The sequence below is a fragment of the Neobacillus solisequens genome (assembly GCF_051233465.1).
Taxonomy (GTDB): domain Bacteria; phylum Bacillota; class Bacilli; order Bacillales; family Cytobacillaceae; genus Neobacillus.
The window spans coordinates 1-19,860 of record NZ_JBKFGJ010000001.1 but is presented as its reverse complement, the minus strand read 5'-3'; the positions used below and the strand labels follow the sequence as shown (position 1 = coordinate 19,860).

24 protein-coding genes and 1 riboswitch are annotated in these 19,860 nt (G+C 37.5%); of the genes, 4 read left to right on the top strand and 20 right to left on the bottom strand.

The window, feature by feature from the left end; translation table 11 throughout:
• Positions 1-30 precede the first annotated feature (30 nt).
• The gene (locus tag ACI3K6_RS00120; protein ID WP_079509594.1) at positions 31-279 is read left to right on the top strand and encodes a ferredoxin; all 249 of its coding nucleotides are present in this window, start codon (positions 31-33) and stop codon (positions 277-279) included.
• Positions 280-384: 105 nt separating this feature from the next.
• On the opposite strand, the gene ACI3K6_RS00115 is transcribed toward ACI3K6_RS00120, so the two are convergent.
• The 18 genes from ACI3K6_RS00115 to ACI3K6_RS00030 all read right to left on the bottom strand — a co-directional run bounded on the left by ACI3K6_RS00115 (position 385) and on the right by ACI3K6_RS00030 (position 17,024).
• Positions 385-960 carry an ECF transporter S component gene (locus ACI3K6_RS00115; RefSeq protein ID WP_335476516.1) on the bottom strand — a complete coding sequence of 192 codons (576 nt, stop codon included), beginning with the start codon at positions 958-960 and terminating at the stop codon, positions 385-387.
• Positions 961-1,115: 155 nt separating this feature from the next.
• Positions 1,116-1,246: riboswitch (FMN riboswitch) on the bottom strand.
• A 133-nt stretch (positions 1,247-1,379) separates the two neighbouring features.
• A complete protein-coding gene (locus tag ACI3K6_RS00110) occupies positions 1,380-2,090 on the bottom strand; it encodes a peptidoglycan DD-metalloendopeptidase family protein (RefSeq protein ID WP_435553251.1) in 711 nt (236 codons plus the stop codon).
• Positions 2,091-2,302: 212 nt separating this feature from the next.
• Positions 2,303-3,478, bottom strand: a complete 1,176-nt coding sequence (locus ACI3K6_RS00105; RefSeq protein WP_435553221.1) for a hypothetical protein — start codon at positions 3,476-3,478, stop codon at positions 2,303-2,305.
• A complete protein-coding gene (gene sigX / locus ACI3K6_RS00100; protein ID WP_435553220.1) occupies positions 3,453-4,004 on the bottom strand; it encodes an RNA polymerase sigma factor SigX in 552 nt (183 codons plus the stop codon). The genes ACI3K6_RS00105 and sigX overlap by 26 nt, the downstream gene beginning before the upstream one ends.
• Before the next feature lie 207 nt (positions 4,005-4,211).
• Positions 4,212-5,999, bottom strand: a complete 1,788-nt coding sequence (locus ACI3K6_RS00095) for an ATP-binding protein (protein WP_435553219.1) — start codon at positions 5,997-5,999, stop codon at positions 4,212-4,214.
• The gene (locus ACI3K6_RS00090; protein WP_435553218.1) at positions 5,996-6,712 is read right to left on the bottom strand and encodes a response regulator transcription factor; all 717 of its coding nucleotides are present in this window, start codon (positions 6,710-6,712) and stop codon (positions 5,996-5,998) included. The genes ACI3K6_RS00095 and ACI3K6_RS00090 overlap by 4 nt, the downstream gene beginning before the upstream one ends.
• Positions 6,713-6,901: 189 nt before the next feature.
• Positions 6,902-8,089, bottom strand: a complete 1,188-nt coding sequence (gene ccsB / locus ACI3K6_RS00085) for a c-type cytochrome biogenesis protein CcsB (RefSeq protein WP_435553217.1) — start codon at positions 8,087-8,089, stop codon at positions 6,902-6,904.
• Positions 8,090-9,718, bottom strand: coding sequence for a cytochrome c biogenesis protein ResB (gene resB / locus ACI3K6_RS00080; protein WP_435553216.1), 1,629 nt, complete (start codon positions 9,716-9,718; stop codon positions 8,090-8,092).
• 20 nt (positions 9,719-9,738) lie between these two features.
• Positions 9,739-10,263 carry a thiol-disulfide oxidoreductase ResA gene (gene resA, locus ACI3K6_RS00075; protein ID WP_435553215.1) on the bottom strand — a complete coding sequence of 175 codons (525 nt, stop codon included), beginning with the start codon at positions 10,261-10,263 and terminating at the stop codon, positions 9,739-9,741.
• Positions 10,264-10,359: 96 nt separating this feature from the next.
• Positions 10,360-11,097, bottom strand: coding sequence for a 23S rRNA pseudouridine(2605) synthase RluB (gene rluB, locus ACI3K6_RS00070; protein WP_335476535.1), 738 nt, complete (start codon positions 11,095-11,097; stop codon positions 10,360-10,362).
• A 190-nt stretch (positions 11,098-11,287) separates the two neighbouring features.
• A complete protein-coding gene (locus ACI3K6_RS00065; RefSeq protein WP_335476537.1) occupies positions 11,288-11,824 on the bottom strand; it encodes a spore maturation protein in 537 nt (178 codons plus the stop codon).
• 6 nt (positions 11,825-11,830) lie between these two features.
• Complete coding sequence (locus tag ACI3K6_RS00060; protein ID WP_435553214.1) at positions 11,831-12,418, bottom strand: nucleoside recognition domain-containing protein; 588 nt, start codon at positions 12,416-12,418, stop codon at positions 11,831-11,833.
• Positions 12,411-13,553, bottom strand: coding sequence for a D-alanyl-D-alanine carboxypeptidase family protein (locus ACI3K6_RS00055; RefSeq protein WP_435553213.1), 1,143 nt, complete (start codon positions 13,551-13,553; stop codon positions 12,411-12,413). The genes ACI3K6_RS00060 and ACI3K6_RS00055 overlap by 8 nt, the downstream gene beginning before the upstream one ends.
• 95 nt (positions 13,554-13,648) lie before the next feature.
• On the bottom strand, positions 13,649-14,545 hold the full coding sequence (locus ACI3K6_RS00050; RefSeq protein WP_335476543.1) for a superoxide dismutase: 897 nt from the start codon (positions 14,543-14,545) through the stop codon (positions 13,649-13,651).
• Between the two features lie 103 nt (positions 14,546-14,648).
• Positions 14,649-15,137 (bottom strand): YpuI family protein, encoded by a 489-nt coding sequence (locus tag ACI3K6_RS00045; RefSeq protein ID WP_435553212.1) that lies wholly within the window; start codon positions 15,135-15,137, stop codon positions 14,649-14,651.
• A 30-nt stretch (positions 15,138-15,167) separates the two neighbouring features.
• On the bottom strand, positions 15,168-15,587 hold the full coding sequence (locus ACI3K6_RS00040) for a hypothetical protein (RefSeq protein WP_435553211.1): 420 nt from the start codon (positions 15,585-15,587) through the stop codon (positions 15,168-15,170).
• A 92-nt stretch (positions 15,588-15,679) separates the two neighbouring features.
• On the bottom strand, positions 15,680-16,267 hold the full coding sequence (gene scpB / locus ACI3K6_RS00035) for an SMC-Scp complex subunit ScpB (RefSeq protein WP_435553210.1): 588 nt from the start codon (positions 16,265-16,267) through the stop codon (positions 15,680-15,682).
• Positions 16,254-17,024, bottom strand: coding sequence for a segregation/condensation protein A (locus tag ACI3K6_RS00030; protein ID WP_335476551.1), 771 nt, complete (start codon positions 17,022-17,024; stop codon positions 16,254-16,256). The genes scpB and ACI3K6_RS00030 overlap by 14 nt, the downstream gene beginning before the upstream one ends.
• Before the next feature lie 205 nt (positions 17,025-17,229).
• Between ACI3K6_RS00030 and ACI3K6_RS00025 the strand changes: the two genes are divergently transcribed.
• Together ACI3K6_RS00025 and ACI3K6_RS00020 are read left to right on the top strand one after the other, a co-directional pair.
• Positions 17,230-17,322: a YjcZ family sporulation protein gene (locus tag ACI3K6_RS00025; RefSeq protein ID WP_335476553.1), complete on the top strand. Its 93-nt coding sequence runs from the start codon at positions 17,230-17,232 to the stop codon at positions 17,320-17,322.
• 121 nt (positions 17,323-17,443) lie between these two features.
• A complete protein-coding gene (locus ACI3K6_RS00020; protein WP_435553209.1) occupies positions 17,444-17,965 on the top strand; it encodes a DUF309 domain-containing protein in 522 nt (173 codons plus the stop codon).
• A gap of 20 nt (positions 17,966-17,985) precedes the next feature.
• Here ACI3K6_RS00020 and ACI3K6_RS00015 read toward each other — a convergent pair whose 3' ends face one another.
• A complete protein-coding gene (locus ACI3K6_RS00015) occupies positions 17,986-18,336 on the bottom strand; it encodes a GNAT family N-acetyltransferase (RefSeq protein ID WP_335476557.1) in 351 nt (116 codons plus the stop codon).
• A 464-nt stretch (positions 18,337-18,800) separates the two neighbouring features.
• Between ACI3K6_RS00015 and ACI3K6_RS00010 the strand changes: the two genes are divergently transcribed.
• Positions 18,801-19,664, top strand: a complete 864-nt coding sequence (locus tag ACI3K6_RS00010) for a DUF1002 domain-containing protein (protein ID WP_435553208.1) — start codon at positions 18,801-18,803, stop codon at positions 19,662-19,664.
• Positions 19,665-19,714: 50 nt separating this feature from the next.
• On the opposite strand, the gene ACI3K6_RS00005 is transcribed toward ACI3K6_RS00010, so the two are convergent.
• Positions 19,715-19,860 (bottom strand): IS3 family transposase (locus ACI3K6_RS00005; protein ID WP_435553250.1); only part of this gene is annotated, 146 nt, incomplete at its 5' end.

Genomic DNA, 19,860 nt, shown 5'->3' with positions numbered 1-19,860 from the left:
TTTTTGTTATTTAACTGGGAGGTTTTTTTCATGGCAAAGTATACAATTGTAGACAAGGAAACCTGCATCGCATGTGGTGCTTGTGGCGCAGCTGCTCCAGATATCTATGATTATGATGATGAGGGGATTGCATTTGTAACTCTTGACGATAACGAAGGTATTGTTGAAATTCCAGATGTATTAATCGATGATATGATGGACGCTTTTGAAGGTTGCCCAACTGATTCTATTAAGGTTGCTGACGAACCATTCGATGGCGATGCAACTAAATTTGAATAAGTAAAAGATATTGATAAAGCTACTACTCCTCACCATTTATGGTGAGGGTTTTTTATTTGTCTACAAAACAAAAGACAGCCAAGTTAAATGGCTGCCCTTAAACCTTTATGCGTTTTTTACAGGCGATAATTTTTGAATCCAAGACTGCATCCTTATAAATAGGAGCATAAATATAATAGACATCATTACACCTTTTAAGATATTAAAAGGAAGAATAGCCGGCACCACATAATTTCGCATATCCGGATAGTTTAATAGTGCTGTGTAGGCAGGCAAGATAATGAGGTAATTTAAAATACTCATCATGATTGCCATAATCACTGTACCTGCAATTAATGCAAGTGTCATACCCTTCCTTGTTTTAAGTTTGTTATAGACAAAATAGGTTGGTAATATAAACAGAATACCCGCTAAAAAGTTGGCTATATGCCCAACCGGAATTCCTGTCTGGCTTCCTGTTGCAATGTAATTCAGTATATTCTTGAAAAATTCAACTAAAATTCCCGCCACAGGGCCAAAAATTAATGTGGCAATCAGTGCCGGAATATCACTGAAATCGACAAACAAAAAATTCGGAAAAAGCGGTAACGGGAAATTTAACAACATGAGCAGATACGCGATACTACTGAGCATTCCAATCGATACCATTGCTTTTACCTTTGTGTTCTTCTTTTTCTTCATTTTCCTCTCTCCTTTTTTGATCCATCACGTTTAGGAAGAGAGGTTCAGCCATCATCACCTTATAATAAAACTCCCTCAAGAAAAAACTTGAGGGAGTTAACAAGGCATGCTTAATAAACGTTCAAAACTATAAAATTTTGAGACGCTCGCAGAACCTCCATCTTCTCCCATCCAGACTATACTGTCGGCTTTGGAATCTCACCAAATCCTGCCTTGCGGCTCGCGGGCTCAAGAGTCGAACTCTAATACCGCCGATCGGGAATTTCACCCTGCCCCGAAGATAGATCGATATAAATTTACAACTTTATTATACTTAAAAGTAGTAGTTTTGTTAAGTAAAAAATGTTGAATCATTTTTTTGTATGGTAAAAGGCAAAAAAAATACCCGTGAAGCAACTACTTACACGGATTCATACCATTTATCGAATGGTCAGGATTTGATTGGGTTGAATCAAATCGGTTGTTAACCGATTGATTTCTTTTATTCTTGTAACTGTTACATTATTTTTTTGAGCAATGGATGACAATGTATCGCCTTGTTTGACTGTGTATTTTGTCGCTATATGATTCGTTATGGAAGGCGAAGTCTGCTGGACTTTTTGCGAACTTACCTCTACAATAGCTCCTTGAGCACTGGCAATGCCGCCCTTCACTAAATCCCCTACATCCGCCTTCCCAAGAATTCTTTCTGGATCAATGGCGTTTCTCTTATCATAACTCCATTCTAACTGATGGGATTCAAAATGTAGGTGAGTTCCTGTAGCCTGTCCAGTTCTGCCCATACTTCCAATCATCTCACCTTGATTAACTGTTTGACCTTCTAACACATCACGTCTATTTAAATGGGCATATACTGTTACTAAGTTGCTAGGATGTTTAATGAAAACCACATTACCATATGTATTTGAAAAATAGGATTTTACTACTTGACCACGGTCCACTGCGAGGACAGGGGTATTGATTTTGCCTGCTATATCAATGCCTTTATGTTTGCCTTGTCTGGTCCCAAAGGTATCGGAAATTACGCCATCTGAAGGCCAGATCCATTGGTCATTACCACTAATTTCGGAAGGACCTGCTGCATCTGTATGCCTCCCTCCCAAAAATAGCAGACTGACACATAGTGCCATGATAATCGCAATCAGAAACCTTCTTATGTAATCACGCAAAACTGTCTCCTCCTTATAACTTGTCCTTTCCTACGATATGTTCCAACCTTTACATTTAGACCATTTGTAGAGGAAAGGAATTCCCTGACCATACTTGTTATAATTTGGAGTACATCCCCTTTTTATGCAAAAAAAAATCAACCTGGTTTTTTGGGTTGATTTTTTTGTTATGCCTATTCATTTAGATTCGGTGCCAATGGTACTTTATTCTCTTTTAATAAATCAAATGGTCCTAGATGTTTTAAAGATGAATTCTTGACAACTACCTTATCTGCCCCAAATTCTTTAGCTGTAAGTAATAAAGCTTCAAAAGCCTTGGTTGCCAATTGACTGTCCTGTAATTTTTGATCTCCTTTAATGGATACATATAAAACATGATCCGTCAGTGAAACATCATCAATTTGAATGGTTTGCGCTAAAGGACTCTTTAACCCTATTGGTTGATCCTTCCTCATTGCATCCAAGGCCGTATGAACATCTCTGTAAGGTTTAGTTGAAGGTGTTAACAATGGCTGGTTACCATCATTTGGGTAATAGAAGAAGTAAGCATGCTGTTTGTCAAATTGAACATCTAGATGGTCAATGGTACCATAGTTGCCAAATTCAATTCCTGGTTTACCACCTGTTGAAAGTATGATTTTGGTAATATTGCTGTTTGAGGCAACGTCTTTTTTCAAAATTTGGAGAAAGTTTATTTCATTTGCTGATCCTTGACTATATTCGTGATCTGGTGGAACATCTACAATAAGAGCATTTTGCTTTTCATCCCAATTGATATCGGCATTTAAGGGATAATAATCGGTCAATCCCAAGTCTGTTTCTTTTAGGTCCTTCATTTTTTCCTTAAAAATAGGAAGCCACGATTGATCTTTTGCATTTTTTATGATCATTGAAATCGGAACTAGAAATTGTGCCTGTGCATCAGGAACCCAAAAAGTTAACACTTTGCCATTCCCAACATCTTCATCATAGATGGCCGATTTTGCAGGTACATTTTTAACCGGTTCAATTATAGTTGTTTCTGAATCGGACTGTTCTTCTTGAACGGGTGCACTTTTTTTCATCATTGTTTGATTTTCCGCTGTATCGTATTTCTGGCTGACTGTTGATTTTTCATCTGATGATTGATCCATTGAGTATAGATTACTATTCATGAATTTTGGAACTAGAAGAAAAAAAAGAAACAGGGCAGCCGCGGCAGCAATACCCGGAACAATCCATGCTGCGATTTTGCGCTTTTTTATCGGAAGATTCCGATATATGTCATGCGGATGGCGATAATCTTTGATTTCAGGCATTCTTCTTAAAAGTTCCACGAGCTCTTTATCGCTCCACTCTGACTTTTTCATTCTCTTGTCCCTCCTTTTCATAAAAAGTTTCCATTTGCTTTCTTAAAATCTTCAATGAACGGTGCTGGGTTGTTTTTACTTTGCTTTCTGTCCACCCTAAAGTTTGTGCCGTTTCTGCTATAGATAAATCATGAATAAATCGCAATAGAACGACAGCTCTTTGATCGATTGTGCAATATTCCATGCATTTGTATACACATTGTATTTCTTCGTTCTGCACAGTAATTTCTTCTGGAATGGGAAAATCATCTTTTACTTGAGTAGTGGACCAATCAAATTTATCAAGAATCTTTTCCTTCCAGCCTTTTTGTTTCCGGAAGAAGTCAATGGCAACGTTCCGTGCTATAGAAAATAGCCAGGTCTTTTCACTGCTTTTTCCTTCGAATCGGTTATATGATTTAAAGACTCTTATATAAACCTCTTGGACTAAATCCTCGGCTTGTTCGCGGTTTCTGACCATATAAAATAGAAATTGAAAGACGTCTTGATGATATTTTTGATAAAGTTCATCAAAAACGGAGTCCATGTATTTCCCTCCCCGTTCAACATATTAGTCGGAATCTATGTAAAAAAAGTTTCATTCATTACATATACTAGACTGTTTTCCATGAAAAAGGAAGAAATAATTTGACTCAAAAAAAGAACCTACCCCAGTAAGATGGTAAGTTCTAGATAAAACGTGGTATCAATGTTTCCCGTGTATCAAGATGAGTCGGGAAATAGTTTGTTTTTTTTACGATTTTCGTGGGATGATGAAGGAAAATGTCGTTCCATGACCTATTTTGCTATGGACTGATATGTGTCCTTTATGGGCATCAATAATATTTTTGGCAATGGCTAGTCCAAGGCCTGTGCCGGATCTTCCTCTTGTTCTCGCTTTATCTGCCTTATAGAACCGTTCAAAAACAAATGGAAGATCATCTTCAGGAATACCTGAACCAGAATCTTCGACTTCTATTTTAATGCCTTTTTCCTCAAGTCCTGCTTTTAATTTAACTGTTCCGCCCTGTGGAGTATGTCTCATGGCATTATCTATTAGATTTGTCAACACCTGTTCAATCCGATCAGGATCAAACCTGATTGACGAGATCTCAGTTGGTATTTCTGCTGAAAGTAAGATACTGTTGTCTTTTGCCAAGCCTTGAAATTTATGAATAATCCTGTTTAAAAATGAAGCAAGATCCACATCCTCTAGTGTTAATTGAATATGTCCCGCTTCCATTCTTGCAAGATCAAGCAACTCATTGACGAGACGGCCCATTCTTAACGATTCATCGTAGATGACCTTCGCCATTTCCCTTTTCTCTTCCTGAGATTCAGCGATATTATCCACAATTGCTTCACTATATCCTTGGAGCATGGAAATAGGCGTCCTAAGCTCATGGGACACATTAGCAATAAAGTCTTTTCTCATTTTTTCCAACTGTCTCTCTTCTGTCATATCCCTTAAAACCGCAACAGCTCCACGAATAAAGCGATTACTGTATAGTGGCGAAACTAGAATCACCCAATGTCTGCCTTGAAGAGAAATTTCTCCTATTTGTTCTTTTTCCGTGTCCACCGCTTCCTGAAAAAGTTCCATCACTTTGGAAGGAATCTCTTCCGCTTCTCCGCCAAAACTACCCTTTTCATAATACCAGTATTGAAGGAATCGATCGGCTGGTGGATTGGTAATTAATATGGTTCCATCACGATTAAAAGTAATAACTCCGTCTGCCATGCTGCTTAAAATACTGGAAAGCTGTTCCTTTTCCTGACTTAAGGCATTCATATTAAATTTTAATTGACGTCCCATCTGGTTAAAGGCCGTTGCCAATTCACCAATTTCATCATGGGTAAGAATCGGAACCTTTGTATCAAATTTTCCTCTAGCCACTTCAAATGCCGCTTCCCGCATTTTCCTTAATGGTGCTGTCACCCTGGTTGATAAAAAGAACGCAAAAATAGTTGTTAAAATAATAGCGACCCCAGCAACAAGCAGAATGAATTTTGTTGTTGATCTGGAAGTTTCCTGCATGACATCTAGGGATTGGTAAATAAACACAGCGCCATCCTTTTCACCAGAAAGATGCAGCGGAACCCCGATAATCGAGTAGTTGGCTTTTTGATCTGTTTGATTACTCTTTAAAGAAAGAGTAGAAATTTTCTCAACCGATGATTTCCCCTTAAACACTTTTGATAAAACCGGATCATGACGGATCTCACTAATGGATAATTTATGATCTTTCTCTGTGTTCGGAGAATAGTAGATTTCGTGATCATTTTTAATAATGACAACTTTTGTTACATCATCGATAATTTCCCAAGAAATTTCCAGACCTAAAGGCCATTTATTATCCTGATGTGATTCCAACACATCAGCAATTTTATCAGCTGTATTGGTTAATTCTGTTTTAGTTTCACTGATATTATTATTTTGAAAAAATTCAAGAAGCATTACTGTTAGAATAAACAAAACAAATGCTACTAAAAAAATGATGGTAAACCATAATTTACCTACTACACTTCGCAAAAAGGTCATTCATTAACAACCTCGAATTTATACCCCACTCCCCAAACAGTTACAATCATCCTAGCGGCTTGCTCAGATACTTTATTTAATTTTTCTCTTAACCGTTTTACATGGGTATCAACTGTTCGTAAATCACCAAAGAATTCGTAATGCCAAACTTCTTTTAACAATTGTTCACGATCAAACACCTTATCTGGAGCTTTTGCAAGGAAGTATAGTAATTCATATTCCTTTGGAGTTAAACTAACCTCTTTTCCATCAGCCGTTACTCTGTGGGCATCATTATCTATTGTTAAATGTGGAAATACAATGACATCCTTTGTAGTGGTTTCCGTTTGTAAGTAGCTAGTTTGTGATGATCTTCTAAGCAACGCTTTGACACGCAAAACAACCTCACGCGGACTAAACGGCTTTACAATATAATCATCGGTACCAACCTCAAAACCTTGTACTCGATTTACTTCTTCGCCCTTAGCTGTTAGCATGATGACCGGCGTAGCCTTCTTTTCCCTTAGTTCTCGACATACCTCTATACCATCTTTTCCAGGCATCATTAAATCAAGGAGAATAACATCGTAATCATTAGCAAACGCTTTTGATAACGCTTCATTACCATCCTCTGCTTCATCAATAATAAACTCTTCTCTTTCCAAATACATTTTTAATAGGCGGCGAATTCTTTCCTCATCATCAACAACTAAAACTCTAATGTCTTTATCCATTAATAAATCCCCCCATGATGTTTATTTTACAAAAAGGTGTAGTATTTTGCTATATTTTCACTGTAAATACTCGCATTAAAAGTGTCGAAAATTTGACAAATTAAAACTTGTGGTGGAAAACTTTTTAAAAAGCCTCCACTCCTAAAAAGTGAAGGCTATATGATTTATTATTCATTCCTATTTTTAAAATTATGAACCTGCATATGAATGTAATCCGGCAATGACTAAGTTAACTGCTACTAAGTTAAACATAATAATGACAAACCCTATTACTGCTAACCAGGCTGATTTTTCACCATGCCAGCCTTTGGATAGACGAAGATGCATAAAAGCTGCATAGAACAACCAAGTAATAAGCGCCCATACTTCTTTTGGATCCCATCCCCAAAAACGTGACCAGGCTACTTGGGCCCAAATCATTGCAAAGATTAATGCCCCTAATGTAAACACCGGAAATCCGATTAACACTGAACGATAACTAATCTCATCGACAAAATCAAGCTTTATATTCTTAACGAACGGCTGAAGGGCAGCTGCAATACGTTTTCTTAAAATGAGTCGGATTATACAATATAAGATAATACCACCAAATAAGGACCAAATTACCGTATTTAATTTCTTTGCGTTAATAAACGCCGGCACTTCAATTATTGGCTTTAATCCGGTTTCTGTTTCCAGTTTCCCTTCATGTGGTCCGGTTAAAGCAGGCATCGTGTACTCCACTGTAGCCTCATTATCGTGTTTATCAATCCAAGTAAATTTCTCATGGTAACTTAGGGCTGAGAAGGTTGTAGATACTGCAACAAACCCTAGAACTGTAACCAATGCAAACATGACCACTTCAAGCCAAAAGGTTCTTTTGGATGACTTTGTTTGATCAATCGCTTTGACCAAATAAATCAGACCTGCGGCAAAACTAATAGCCAAAATCGCTTCTCCAATTGCTGCAGTTGTTACATGGATCTGAAGCCAGTAACTTTGCAACGCCGGAATAAGCGGTGTAATATCTCTAGGAAACATACTTGCATAGGCAATCACTAAGATTGCGACAGGCATCGTGAATAATCCTAGTAAGGTAGTTCTGTAAATAAAATAAATGACAATAAATGCCCCTACTAATGCCATGCCAAAGAAAGTTGTAAATTCAAACATATTACTTACCGGGGCATGTCCGGCAGCAATCCATCTTGTAATAAAATAGCCCAGTTGTGATACAAAACCACCAATGGTCAAAAGAACCGCCATTTTCCCCCATCTGTTTGTGCCTTTATTTTCATCAGTGGTTTTCTTTGCTTTAATAGAACCACCAAAAAATAGCGTTGCTATTAGATAAAGTATAAAAGCAATAAACAATAAATTACTACTAAGCGATGCCAACTATTCTTCCTCCTTATCCCCTTTTTCCGATTGAAGTTGATCCTCGGGCAGGTTAAATTTTGTACCAGCTAAAACTACCTCCAGCTCCCGTTTTAAACCATACCAATTTTTATTTGTATGAGCAGCAATCCAGTGCTGTCCATTTTTCTTCTGAATCCAAATGCGCCGGTGATTCCAATATGCACCTTGGACAACCCCAATCATAAATATGATTCCTCCTAAAATAATCACCCATATGGAAGAATCCTTTCGAACCGTAAATCCAGATACATTTTTCGTACTAATTCCTTTAAAAGCCATTTTATACGTATTTTCTCCAAGTGGTTCGATGGTTTGTCTAATGGCAACAAAACTAGTTTCCCCTTTAGGATTATCAGGAGTAATCATCCGAAATATAAAGGCGGGATTGTTTGGCACACGTGATTTCGTAGAAGGTTCTCCATTTTTAGCAAACTCAAAGTCAGGAAAATAATTAAGAATCTTGACTGAATATCCATTTCCTAACTCATAAACTTCTTTTGGGTTCCGAAGATTAATAGTCAGATTTCCGAAGGCCTCGTCCGTACCTTTTTTGATGAGTGAAAAAGTCATCGAATTCATTTCACTTCTAAAAGAAGACTGGTATACGGAGTAACCATCAAATGTTAATGGATGGTTAACCCGCACCTTAAAATCTTGCACTTCTTTCAGAGTCGGCTTCTCACCAGGCAGACTTTTCCCTTTGCGTTGATAGAGTGTGACATTTGACTGGTAATTTTTCACGACATTGCCGTTTTTATCAAGTGCCTTCTCAAAGGTTTTATCTTTATTTTTATCATAGTGTTGGAGAATAAACTGATTGTTTTTTAGATAAAATTTGTCTTTGGTTTCGGGAATTTGTGCAGTTTCTCCTTCCCTAACCCAAAGATTCTCATTTACGTAAAATCCAGGAATGAACCGAAGCATTGCCCCAAATAAGAATATAATTAAGCCCACATGGTTTACATATGGACCCCAGCGGGAAAAACGGCCTTTCTCCGCCAAAAGATTACCATTCTCTTCCCGAACATGATAGCGCTTATTTTTTAGCATCTTTTTTACAGTATCAAAGTCCGAAGGGTCGATCTGTCTACTTGTTCCAAATACACGCTGCCGTTTAAGGAAGCCCTCATGTCTCGTTACGTTTTGAGCTTTTAATGCTTTATAAAGTGGTACAACCCGGTCAAGGCTGCATATAACCAAGGAAATACCTATCATGGCAATTAATAGCAAGTACCACCACGAACCATATAAATCATCAAGTCCCAGTTGATAATAGAGTTTTCCAAACCAGCCATACTCCTGTTCATAATACACCTCAGGAGGAAGGTCGATATACATTTTTTGCGGCAAAATCGTTCCTAGTATGGATGCAACTAGGGTGATAATAATTAGCCATACGCCAACCTTGACAGATGAAAAGAAATTCCAAACCTTATCAATGATTGACTTATTGTACGTCTGTGAACGGCGTGCACTGCCTTCATAGCGCATGTCCAATAATTGCCTGTTAGCCATATCATCCTGCTCATCGAGAACTTTTCCACAAGCTTCACATAATACGGTCCCATGGGGATTTACATGGCCGCATTCACATTTTACATCTTTCATCTTTAAAACTCCTTGCATCCCTAAGGTTTAATTTTCTCCATAAACTCCCTGACCATATATTCTGTCATCTCACCAGTATGGTATTTAACTACTTTTCCGTTTTTATCAATAAGAAATGTAGCTGGAAGCGGATCAATACCATAGGCTGTCATGACTTCCTTATCTTGATCGATCATGATTGGAAAATCGAGTTTATATCGGTCTCTGAATTGCTTTACAGCTAACTCTGACTCTTGAATATCAACAGTTAAAACCTGAATCCCCTGATCTTTAAACTGATGGTATTGACTGTTGATATAGGGCATTTCTTTTTTACATGGAGGGCACCACGTTCCCCAAAAATTCAAGAAAACTCCCTGGCCCCGATAATCATATAGGCGATGTTTATTTCCTTGTAAATCTACCAAAACAAAGTCGGGAGCTGTGTCACCCACCGCCACCTTTTGTTTTTGGTCTTTCGTCAAATTTGCATACAGCGAATACGCAACGGCAGCACCCAAAATGACTAAAATGATAGTCCTTATGACTAAACGCCGTTTTTTCATATAAAACCCTCCATTAAAAACATGACACAACTATACAAAATTATAGCATTAATAACATAAACACAGTGAATAACCAAGATATAAAATGTGACGTATTTATGAATTTTTCTTAGATGAATCCTGGGCAAGGGCTCTTAATTGCTTTACTTCATGCGGTGTTAGTTCCCTCGCTTCACCAGCTTTAAGACCTGAAAGGGTTAGGGATCCGTATTGTTCACGTTTTAATTTAATCACTTCATGACCAATGGCCTCAAACATTCTTCTTACTTGGCGATTTCGTCCTTCATGAATCTTCATTTCAACAATAGAGGTTTGCTTCTTATTGTCGGCAGATGTCAATTTGACTCGTGCCGGAGCTGTTTTACCATCTTCGAGTTTAATTCCTTTTTCTAATTTTCTAAGGTTTTCTTTTAATGGAATTCCTTTTATTTTCGCTACATACGTTTTTTCAATTTCATGTCTAGGGTGCATTAATAAATTAGCAAATTCACCATCGTTGGTTAGTAGCAACAATCCTGATGTATCGTAATCAAGACGGCCAATAGGAAAAATTCTTTCCTTTAATCCCGGGAAGAAATCAGTAACGACTTTTCTTCCTTTATCATCGCTGACACTTGAGATGACGCCGCGCGGCTTATAGAGTAAGAAATAGACAGGTACTTCTTTTTCAATTGGAATTTCATTCACTTCAACCTTATCAGATGAAGACACCTTGACTCCTAATTCTGTTATGACCTTGCCGTTTACTTTTACTCTTCCTTGTTTGATTAGTTCTTCTGCTTTTCTTCTAGAAGCAATGCCGGCACTGGCAATTACTTTTTGTAAACGTTCCATATATTCACCTCAAAATAATAATCCTCTTGACCAAAATAAACTTTTACCTAAAAAATTTTGGTTAAAAAGCTTCCATTCTTGTCTACTGAATTATGACACAAATCCTTCACTTTTCAAAGCTTTGGGCATTATATAGGAAAAATAAAAAAGTAAGATCCATGTTAAAAGGAACTTACTCTTTTTAATGTATTTATTTCGCACCAAAAATTAACGCTACAACAAAGATGGACACGATAATTCCCACGACATCTGCCAGGAGCCCGACTTTTAGGGCGTCTCCCATTTTTTTGATTCCAACCGCACCAAAATAGACGGTTAAGACATAGAAGGTGGTGTCAGTGCTTCCTTGTAGTACGGATGCCAAGCGTCCGATAAAAGAGTCGGGTCCATATACGGAAATTAAGTCACTGGTCATGCCAAGGGCAGCTGTTCCGGAGATTGGTCTAATAAGTAATAATGGTACGATTTCAGCGGGTACTCCAATTGCGGTCATGAAGGGACGAAGCCAATTCATTAACGCTTCTAACGCACCTGATGCCCTGAATATGGAGATGGCCACTAGCATCCCCACAAGGAAAGGAATAATGGAAACTGCTATTTTAATGCCTTCTTTTCCTCCCTCAACAAAGCTTTCATAGGTAGGCACCTTTTTATAGGTTCCATACAATAAAATCGATCCGATGAGAACAGGGATAAAAGTTAATGAGACTAGCGAAATATACTCCATTCACCCTCACCTTTTTCGGCTTCTGCGATAATAAAAAAATCGATCTATAAGCACAGCCCCAATTGCCGAAAGGATGGTAGCAACAATGGTAGGAACAACAATTTCGGTAGGGGATGCGGAATGATAAGTCATTCGAATGGCGATTACCGTTGTCGGAATAATCGTAATGCTCGCTGTATTGATTGCCAGAAAGGTGATCATAGAACGGCTTGCTTCATTTTTTTCGCCATTTATTTTTTTTAATTCCTCCATAGCTTTAATGCCTAAAGGTGTAGCAGCGTTTCCCAATCCAAACATATTGGAAATCATATTGGAAAGCATATAACCCATTGCAGGGTGATTGGGCGGGACTTCCGGGAATAACCGCTTTACGGCTGGTCGGAAAAGTCTTGCTAATTTTTCAAGCAGCCCAGACTCCTCGGCAATTTTCATCATTCCTAACCAAAAAACTAACACACTAATTAGTCCAATACACAAGGTAACTGCTTCCTTCGCTCCATCAAAAACAGCTTTATTGACCTCTGCTATCGTCCCGTTAAACAGTGCAAAAACAATTCCTACTATGGTCATGAACACCCAAATATAATTAACCATGTGGATTCACACCAATGAATGAAAAAAATATGTCTTTTACATGATCTAAAAATCCCTGTTTCTTTCTTGGTATGTTTTCAAAATAGATTGGCGTTTCTTTAACTGCTCTGCCGTCTAAATAAACGACCGCTTTCCCAACAATTTTCTCATGTTTTTTAGAACGGTCCCAGTTTTTTTCCGGCTTGTTTAATTTATATTTTACCGTGAATTGTTTCATTTCCTTACTGGTAGCCGGAAAAGTAATGGAAGATTTAACGTATAATTGGTCATGATAATATTTAGGTTTTTCGATCGTAATTTTCCCTTTTGACAAAACCTCTGCCATATCATAATGGTTAAACCCCGTTTCATACATAGAGATATGGTCATCCCAGTCGTTTGGATCATTTAAAGTTACAGCAATTAAATTCATGTCCCCGTTTGTCGCTGTTGTAACCAGGGTTCGTTTCGCAAGTTTGGTATACCCTGTTTTCCCCCCTGTACAATATTTATATTTTGACAATAGGCGATTTTTGTTTTTCCAGACCCGGTCCCAATTTTCCGTTGGATTCGGGGCCCGATGGACTTTTGTACCGGATATTTTTTGGAAGGTTTTGTTTTGCATGGCGTATCGCATTAAAATTGCCATATCATAAGCTGTTGAATAATGATCCTCATGATCATCAAGACCATGCGGATTGGAAAAATGACTATTAAGCATGCCAATTTCCCTGGCCTTTTGATTCATCAGATAGGCAAATCCATCCACACTTCCACCCAGGTATTCCGCTATTGCTACGGCTGTATCATTCCCAGATCGGAGCATCAACCCATAAACCAGATCCTCTAGTTTTATTTTTTCTCCCGGCTTTAAATAAACTGAAGACCCTTCAGCGTGTGTAGCATTTTCGCTCACCTTCACATATTTGTCCATTTTCCCTGATTCAATAGCTATGATCGCTGTCATGATTTTCGTAATACTAGCGATTCTCCTTTTTGTATGGGCATCTTTTTCGTAAAGGATGCGGCCGGAATTCTGTTCAATCAATACAGCACTTGCGGCACTAATTGAAGATGCGTTTGTGTTGACTGGATAGCTTGCAGCAAATAGTGTCACCATGAGGGAAAAAATAGTTAGCTTTAGAATCATTTTCATTCAATATACCTCGTCCCTCTTTTAATATATTTAAAGTGTATGCTGGACAAGGAGTGTTATGACTTTTTTCCGGATGAAACTTGATATTTCACTGATCAAACCAGCGGCCATTTCCTATCTGCTGCTTTTTCCAATCTAACGGTGACATCATGCCAATTCACTAGATTCCACCAATTCTCTACATATTGGGCACGATTATTTTTATATTGGAGATAGTAAGCGTGTTCCCATACATCAAGGACCAATAAGGGAACCGTATCCCATTGAGTGAGGAGCATATGTCGTTCTGTTTGAAGAATTTCTAAATGTCTGGCTCTCGGTGACCAGACCAAGATCGCCCACCCTCCACCTTCTACCTGTTTGGCAGCCTCGGTAAAATGGTTTTTAAATCCATCAAAGTCGCCAAAGTATGCTGTGATCTCTTCCCTTAACAGACCATACGGACTTCCGCCTCCATTTGGGCTCATATTGTTCCAAAAAATCGAATGCAAATAATGTCCTGAACCGTGAAAGGCCAGTTCTCTTGACCAATGCTTAACCATGGTAAAATCTTTTCTCTTTCTAGCTTCTTTTAAATTCAGCTCAGCCCGGTTTAAACCCTCCACATATGAACGATGATGCTTATCATGATGAAGTTGCATTATTTCCTCCGAAATAAACGGTTCTAATGAATTGTAGGGATAAGGAAGTTCTGGTAGAGTATGGCCACCAGGAGGAATTGGTTTTTCGACCAACCAAATCGTCCCCACTCCCTCCTCTTGTTTACGTTGGAAATAGGCCTCCATCTGTTCGTGAATATTTTCTGCCTTTACTTGAAGCCCAAGTAATTCATCATTTGTTAAATCACGTTTAGTTCCCTCAATCAATTCAGTAAATTCTTCAAGCTTTCCCCACAATTCCGAATCCTGCATAACATTTTTGGATTGGAGAAATTGTTTCATTTGCTCATTCCAAATGAACAAGTCATTAACATAACGACCAAAGCGATCCATTAAAATCCCTCATTCCCATTATATTTTTTCTAAATGTTATGAGAGAATTTTTTCCTTAGAACAAAGAAAGGCTGCCACACTTATGTATGACAGCCCCTCTATTTTATTTAGATTGAGTTATTTTAGTTCGGTAATCTGTTTCGTAATACTCCAATTCTTCTCTGATTCTTTGGAAGTCTCCCTCAAGGCTCTTAATCAATTGAACAACAGGCTCAGGAACATTACGATAATATTTAATGGAGTTCCTTCCTGTGTACGCGGATCGGCTATCCTCATACCAAGCATCATTTTTTGGTGAGAAAAATTCATTGATACATTGGTGATAAATTCGATATAAGGTTTTCTCAGCGGCTGCTTTTTGAAAAGGTTCGCTCTGTAGAATAACCGAACATGCATCTAAGCCTTCTTCGCCATATACTACAAGCTTACGTAAATTTGAAAAAATCTGTTTTAAATATGTTTGATCGTCTTCCTGTTCAAGACCAAATTGAGAAATAGTTGCTTCATTTAAGAAGCCACCAATTGTTGAACTCGTTTTTGTCAGAAATTCTTTTACATCATTTAACTGTGTATGAACTAATGTATTTGCCATTGTTTACCCCTCCCGGTTATCTTGGTTATGCTATTTAGGCTGTTTGATAAATTCAAGCGGTGATGAAAGCTCATAGCCATTTTTTTGTTTAAGGGAAATAAAAATTTCTGGTAGTTTTTCAAAATCAACATCCTGAAAATAGGATGCAAATTCATATTTTGAATTTATATATACTCGTTTTCTTGCACGTAAACCCGGATTTTTTAATAAGCAAACAAGAGCTACGATATCCTTAAATGCCACCTCTAAGCCATCTTGAGTAATGATTGGATCACTTTGAAAAGGGGTAAATTCTTGAAAAGACTCATCAAAATATCTTACATATAAGACATGCAGCGTTTTTTCTTCGCCATTTTCTACAAAAGTCACTTCACTTCTGTTAAAAAAGTCCTCAGAAGTATTTGATTTTTCTTTTTCTAATTCATAGCCTCTGCATTGTTTTATGAACACCATAATCCCATCCTTTGCCGTCATCCTCAGTCTCTATACATTATAAATAAGAGTATTCTTATTTTATCATATATTTCTCGAATAGTTTGAAATTAGGAGTTAATTGTTTCTTGAAACTTCTCAAAAAACAAATCGGCTTCTTCCTGAATAAATTCTTCTTCGACCTTTTCAGGAAGCGGTGGAAGTTCGTTTAAGTTTTTTAAGCCAAAATAATCAAGAAATTCTTTGGACGTCCCATATAAATACGCTCTGCCCGTTCCTTCTGCACGGCCAACTTCTTTAATTAACGCTTTTGCCATTAGTGTGTTGATGGGTCTTTCCGTTTTGACCCCACGAATTTCCTCGATTTCAGCCCTAGTAATCGGTTGCTTATAAGCAATAATCGCCAGTGTTTCTAGTGCTGCCTGTGACAATGTCGTTGTATTTGGGGAATCTACCAGCTTTTTTAAATAATTGGCGTTTACCTTTTTGGTAGCAAGTTGATAGGAACCAGCCAACTGAACAATCATAATGCCACGATTCGAATCTGTTTCATACTGCCTGTTTAACTCGTCGACTACTTCATTTGCTTTAAACTCGTCAATTTCCATGACTTCTGCTATTTGCTTTAAAGACAGTCCCTCGTCACCTGCTGCAAACAGCAGGCTCTCTAGGATACTCGTCCAATTAATGAGTTCCAATAATATCTGCCCCTTTCTTAACTGCCTGAATGAAAATATCTGCAAAATTCCCCTGTTGTTGGGCATCAACTTCATTTCTTTTCATTAATTCTAAAATGGCTAAAAAAGTCACAACAATATGATCCTTTGTAGGGTATGGAAATAAGTCATAAAACTTCTTTCGGCCATTGAGCTGTTTTAATTCAACCATAATCTCTGACATTCTGGTCTCAATTGAAATTTCCTGACGGGTAATTTTTGTTGCCAATGGCTTTTGTAATTTTTTCCTACGCATTAATTTTTGGAAAGCTGCTAGCATATCGTAAAGAGAAACATTGACCTCTGTTCTTGAAGGTTGTATGTCCTTTGTAAAATCTGATAAATCACTAGGTGGTTTTGTGAACATTAAACCACGTTCCTCTTCCAACACTTTCAAGTCATGAGCTGCCTCTTTATATTTTCGATATTCAATTAACCGTTCAACCAGCTCTTCACGTGGATCTTCTTCAAGTGATAGATCTAAGTCCTCGTCGGTTATGTTTTCCTCATGTTTTGGCAGAAGCATTTTACTTTTAATTGCTAATAAGGTAGCAGCCATTACTAAGAATTCACTGGCAACATCCAGCTTAAGTTCATTCATGGTTTTAATATAGTCAAGATATTGCTCTGTAATTTGGGCCACTGGGATATCATAAATATCAATCTCCAAACGGTTTATTAAATGAAGCAATAAATCTAACGGCCCTTCAAAGGCATCAATTTTTACTTGATACGGCATTACTTTTCACCAAAATTCTAAATAAATGATGTTTCTTGTAGATATTGAGCTATTTCTAGTATAGAGGATTCATCAAGGTTATCCAATAGAAAATTCGCCCGTGTATTGGCCATCTCCAAAAGATGTGATACGTGCCTATAACATTGGACAAATCCCCTACATATGATAACTGTGAAAAGAAAAATGAAACAGGAGGTAATCATAAATGGCTGATGGAGTAGGCTTCGGCGGCGGATTTGCCTTAATCGTCGTATTGTTCATTTTATTAATTATTGTAGGTGCAGCTTGGGTTTGGTAAAAGAATCATGAATGAAAGAGTCCGTTGTAGCGGGCTCTTTTATTTTGATATACACTTATTCCAAGTAAACACAGCATTTATATGGTAAACTTCAAGAAAACGATTGTCAGGGGAGAATTACTTGTATCCAAATGAGTATATCAGCTATTTAGTTCATTTTCACGGTGATCGTGATTATTTTGAATGTCATGAGATCCTTGAAGAGTATTGGAAGAATACGGAACCAGGGAATAAGGAATCCGTTTGGGTTGGACTGATTTTATTGGCGGTGTCGTGTTATCATCATCGTCGGGGGAATTTTGCAGGTGCTGTAAAAACATTGGAAAAGGCCATACCCATCTTTGAATCGAAACCAAATATGATTCAACAACTTGGCCTGAATTGTCATGACCTTAATCTGATGTTAAAGGAGCGACTTTCTGACATTAAGGATAGGCACATATACAAAAGCCTTAATCTTCCAATTGCGGATACTGCATTATTACAAACCTGTGTAAAACTGACAGAAACAAAAGAGGAACTATGGGGAAAAGAAAGCGACATGAGCAATAACGGGATTGTTCATCGTCATTATTTGCGGGATCGCAGCGATGTCATCTCTGAAAGGTTACGGTCATTAAATGAAAAAAAAGGCAGCGGATGACTCGTTGCCCTTTTGTTTTGTTAACAAAAATCACAGCGTTCGATAAATGATGATGTTTGCTCATTGGAAATAATATTTTTATCGGGATACATTTCCTTTAGCTCTTTTACCATACGTTTGCCTATTCCTTGAAATCGATGTGATGGATTCACTGATATATGCTGAATTTCCATTTCGTTGGTATCCTGATAATTCTGAACTCCAATCAACCCGATTATGTCTTCTTCTTTCCATAGGAATAATTGGCGATTCTCTTCCGTTTCATATTCTTTCATGGTTTGCTGCAGCTTCTTTAAATCCTTTTCTGCTGGCATAAATGACAGCAAGCCCATGGCAATTTTTTCAAATGTTTTCTTATAGCGAATTAACATTTAGATCCCTCATTATATGAAATAAACCGTTAACATTAGGTTAAACAGTATTCTAGTTTTTCCCAATCCCTGAATCATAAACCTACTTCATTATATGTAAATGAAATGATAAATGTTTCATTAATCAACATGATACATAAATATTAACAGTACATCAATAAAAAAAAAACATTAATGCGGAGCAATGAGAGCCCAATAAATAATTCCCCAGATAATAGAAAGGCTGATTAAAATACCGAACAACATCCAATTTCTTTTTTTCATGAAGGTCCCCCGAATAAACAGTTGCTACTGAACATCATTCTACACTATATAACAAAAATAATCCATTTTCATCAAATTAAAACCTAATTTAGGAAAATTAATCATTCTATGAAACTTCTATTTTGGAATTTACGTTAATATTAATGGAATCGGTTATATTATGTAATAGAAATTATTTTTTGTAACTTGAGGAGGCTAACATGAAAAGAATATCGATTTTCATCCTTGCTGTGGTAATCCTGTTTAATCCAGTCCGGACTATGGCTGACATGGCTGAGGGTGACATGATTGTTACGTTGGGAGAAAATTTAACAGAAATGCAAAAAAATAGCCTGTTAGAAGAAATGGGGGCGCCAAAAGATGTCCAAATTGTAACAGTATCTAATCAGGAGGAACATCAATATTTAGGCAAATATGTGGCAAGTTCTTTAATTGGGACAAAGGCGATTTCTTCTTCAGCGGTTACGATTGCAGCAAAGGGATCGGGGATTAAGGTAAAAACCAAAAATATCAATTGGGTTACAGACGAAATGTATGTGAATGCCCTCATCACTGCGGGAGTGAAGGATGCTAACATTTATATCACTGCTCCCATTTCTGTTTCAGGGACAGCTGCTTTAACCGGAATTATTAAGGCCTATGAAATTTCAGCTGATAAAACAATCCCAGAAGATGTAAAACAGGCAGCAAATCAGGAAATGGTGGAAACGGCTAAATTAGGTGATGCTATAGGTCCTGAGAATGCAGCTGCCCTTATTGCTAAAGTAAAGGAAGAAGTTGCTAAAAATAAACCAAAAAATGATGCAGAATTACGTAAAATCATTGAGCAGGCTGCAAACGATTTAAATGTAACTTTGACGGAAGATCAGATCCAACGATTGATGGACTTATTTAATAAGTTAAAGGGCTTGGATATTGACTGGGGCCAAGTTAGCGACCAGTTGAACAAAGCAAAAGACCAGATCTCAAAATTCTTGCATTCAGATGAGGGACAAGGATTTTTAGATAAGTTGAAGCAATTTTTTATTTGGTTAATTGATGCGATTAAATCTATTTTTTCCTAACACAAAAAGCTGTCGCTTTTGATCTGACCCAATAAAGTTAGACAAAAAGTTTAGGCTGCTTCCAAGACCTGAGTTCGGTATTCGACTGGACTTAGGTCTTTTAATTTCGCCTTCATTCGTTTGTGGTTGTAATAGTGAATATAATCAGCTAATTCCCGCTCAAAATGCTCTATACTATCAAATTCCTGTAGATAAA

What these genes read in the sequence shown, in the direction of transcription:
- ACI3K6_RS00010 (WP_435553208.1), top strand. Translation starts at nt 18,801, where the DNA reads ATGAAAAGAATATCGATTTTCATCCTTGCTGTGGTAATCCTGTTTAAT.
- ACI3K6_RS00095 (WP_435553219.1), bottom strand. Translation starts at nt 5,999, where the DNA reads ATGACCTTTTTGCGAAGTGTAGTAGGTAAATTATGGTTTACCATCATT.
- ACI3K6_RS00060 (WP_435553214.1), bottom strand. Translation starts at nt 12,418, where the DNA reads ATGGTTAATTATATTTGGGTGTTCATGACCATAGTAGGAATTGTTTTT.
- rluB (WP_335476535.1), bottom strand. Translation starts at nt 11,097, where the DNA reads ATGGAACGTTTACAAAAAGTAATTGCCAGTGCCGGCATTGCTTCTAGA.
- ACI3K6_RS00050 (WP_335476543.1), bottom strand. Translation starts at nt 14,545, where the DNA reads ATGGATCGCTTTGGTCGTTATGTTAATGACTTGTTCATTTGGAATGAG.
- ACI3K6_RS00105 (WP_435553221.1), bottom strand. Translation starts at nt 3,478, where the DNA reads ATGAAAAAGTCAGAGTGGAGCGATAAAGAGCTCGTGGAACTTTTAAGA.
- ACI3K6_RS00025 (WP_335476553.1), top strand. Translation starts at nt 17,230, where the DNA reads ATGGCTGATGGAGTAGGCTTCGGCGGCGGATTTGCCTTAATCGTCGTA.
- ACI3K6_RS00065 (WP_335476537.1), bottom strand. Translation starts at nt 11,824, where the DNA reads ATGGAGTATATTTCGCTAGTCTCATTAACTTTTATCCCTGTTCTCATC.
- ACI3K6_RS00030 (WP_335476551.1), bottom strand. Translation starts at nt 17,024, where the DNA reads ATGCCGTATCAAGTAAAAATTGATGCCTTTGAAGGGCCGTTAGATTTA.
- resA (WP_435553215.1), bottom strand. Translation starts at nt 10,263, where the DNA reads ATGAAAAAACGGCGTTTAGTCATAAGGACTATCATTTTAGTCATTTTG.
- sigX (WP_435553220.1), bottom strand. Translation starts at nt 4,004, where the DNA reads ATGGACTCCGTTTTTGATGAACTTTATCAAAAATATCATCAAGACGTC.
- ACI3K6_RS00015 (WP_335476557.1), bottom strand. Translation starts at nt 18,336, where the DNA reads ATGTTAATTCGCTATAAGAAAACATTTGAAAAAATTGCCATGGGCTTG.
- ACI3K6_RS00110 (WP_435553251.1), bottom strand. Translation starts at nt 2,090, where the DNA reads ATGGCACTATGTGTCAGTCTGCTATTTTTGGGAGGGAGGCATACAGAT.
- ACI3K6_RS00055 (WP_435553213.1), bottom strand. Translation starts at nt 13,553, where the DNA reads ATGAAAATGATTCTAAAGCTAACTATTTTTTCCCTCATGGTGACACTA.
- ACI3K6_RS00045 (WP_435553212.1), bottom strand. Translation starts at nt 15,137, where the DNA reads ATGGCAAATACATTAGTTCATACACAGTTAAATGATGTAAAAGAATTT.
- ACI3K6_RS00090 (WP_435553218.1), bottom strand. Translation starts at nt 6,712, where the DNA reads ATGGATAAAGACATTAGAGTTTTAGTTGTTGATGATGAGGAAAGAATT.
- ACI3K6_RS00115 (WP_335476516.1), bottom strand. Translation starts at nt 960, where the DNA reads ATGAAGAAAAAGAAGAACACAAAGGTAAAAGCAATGGTATCGATTGGA.
- resB (WP_435553216.1), bottom strand. Translation starts at nt 9,718, where the DNA reads ATGAAAGATGTAAAATGTGAATGCGGCCATGTAAATCCCCATGGGACC.
- ACI3K6_RS00120 (WP_079509594.1), top strand. Translation starts at nt 31, where the DNA reads ATGGCAAAGTATACAATTGTAGACAAGGAAACCTGCATCGCATGTGGT.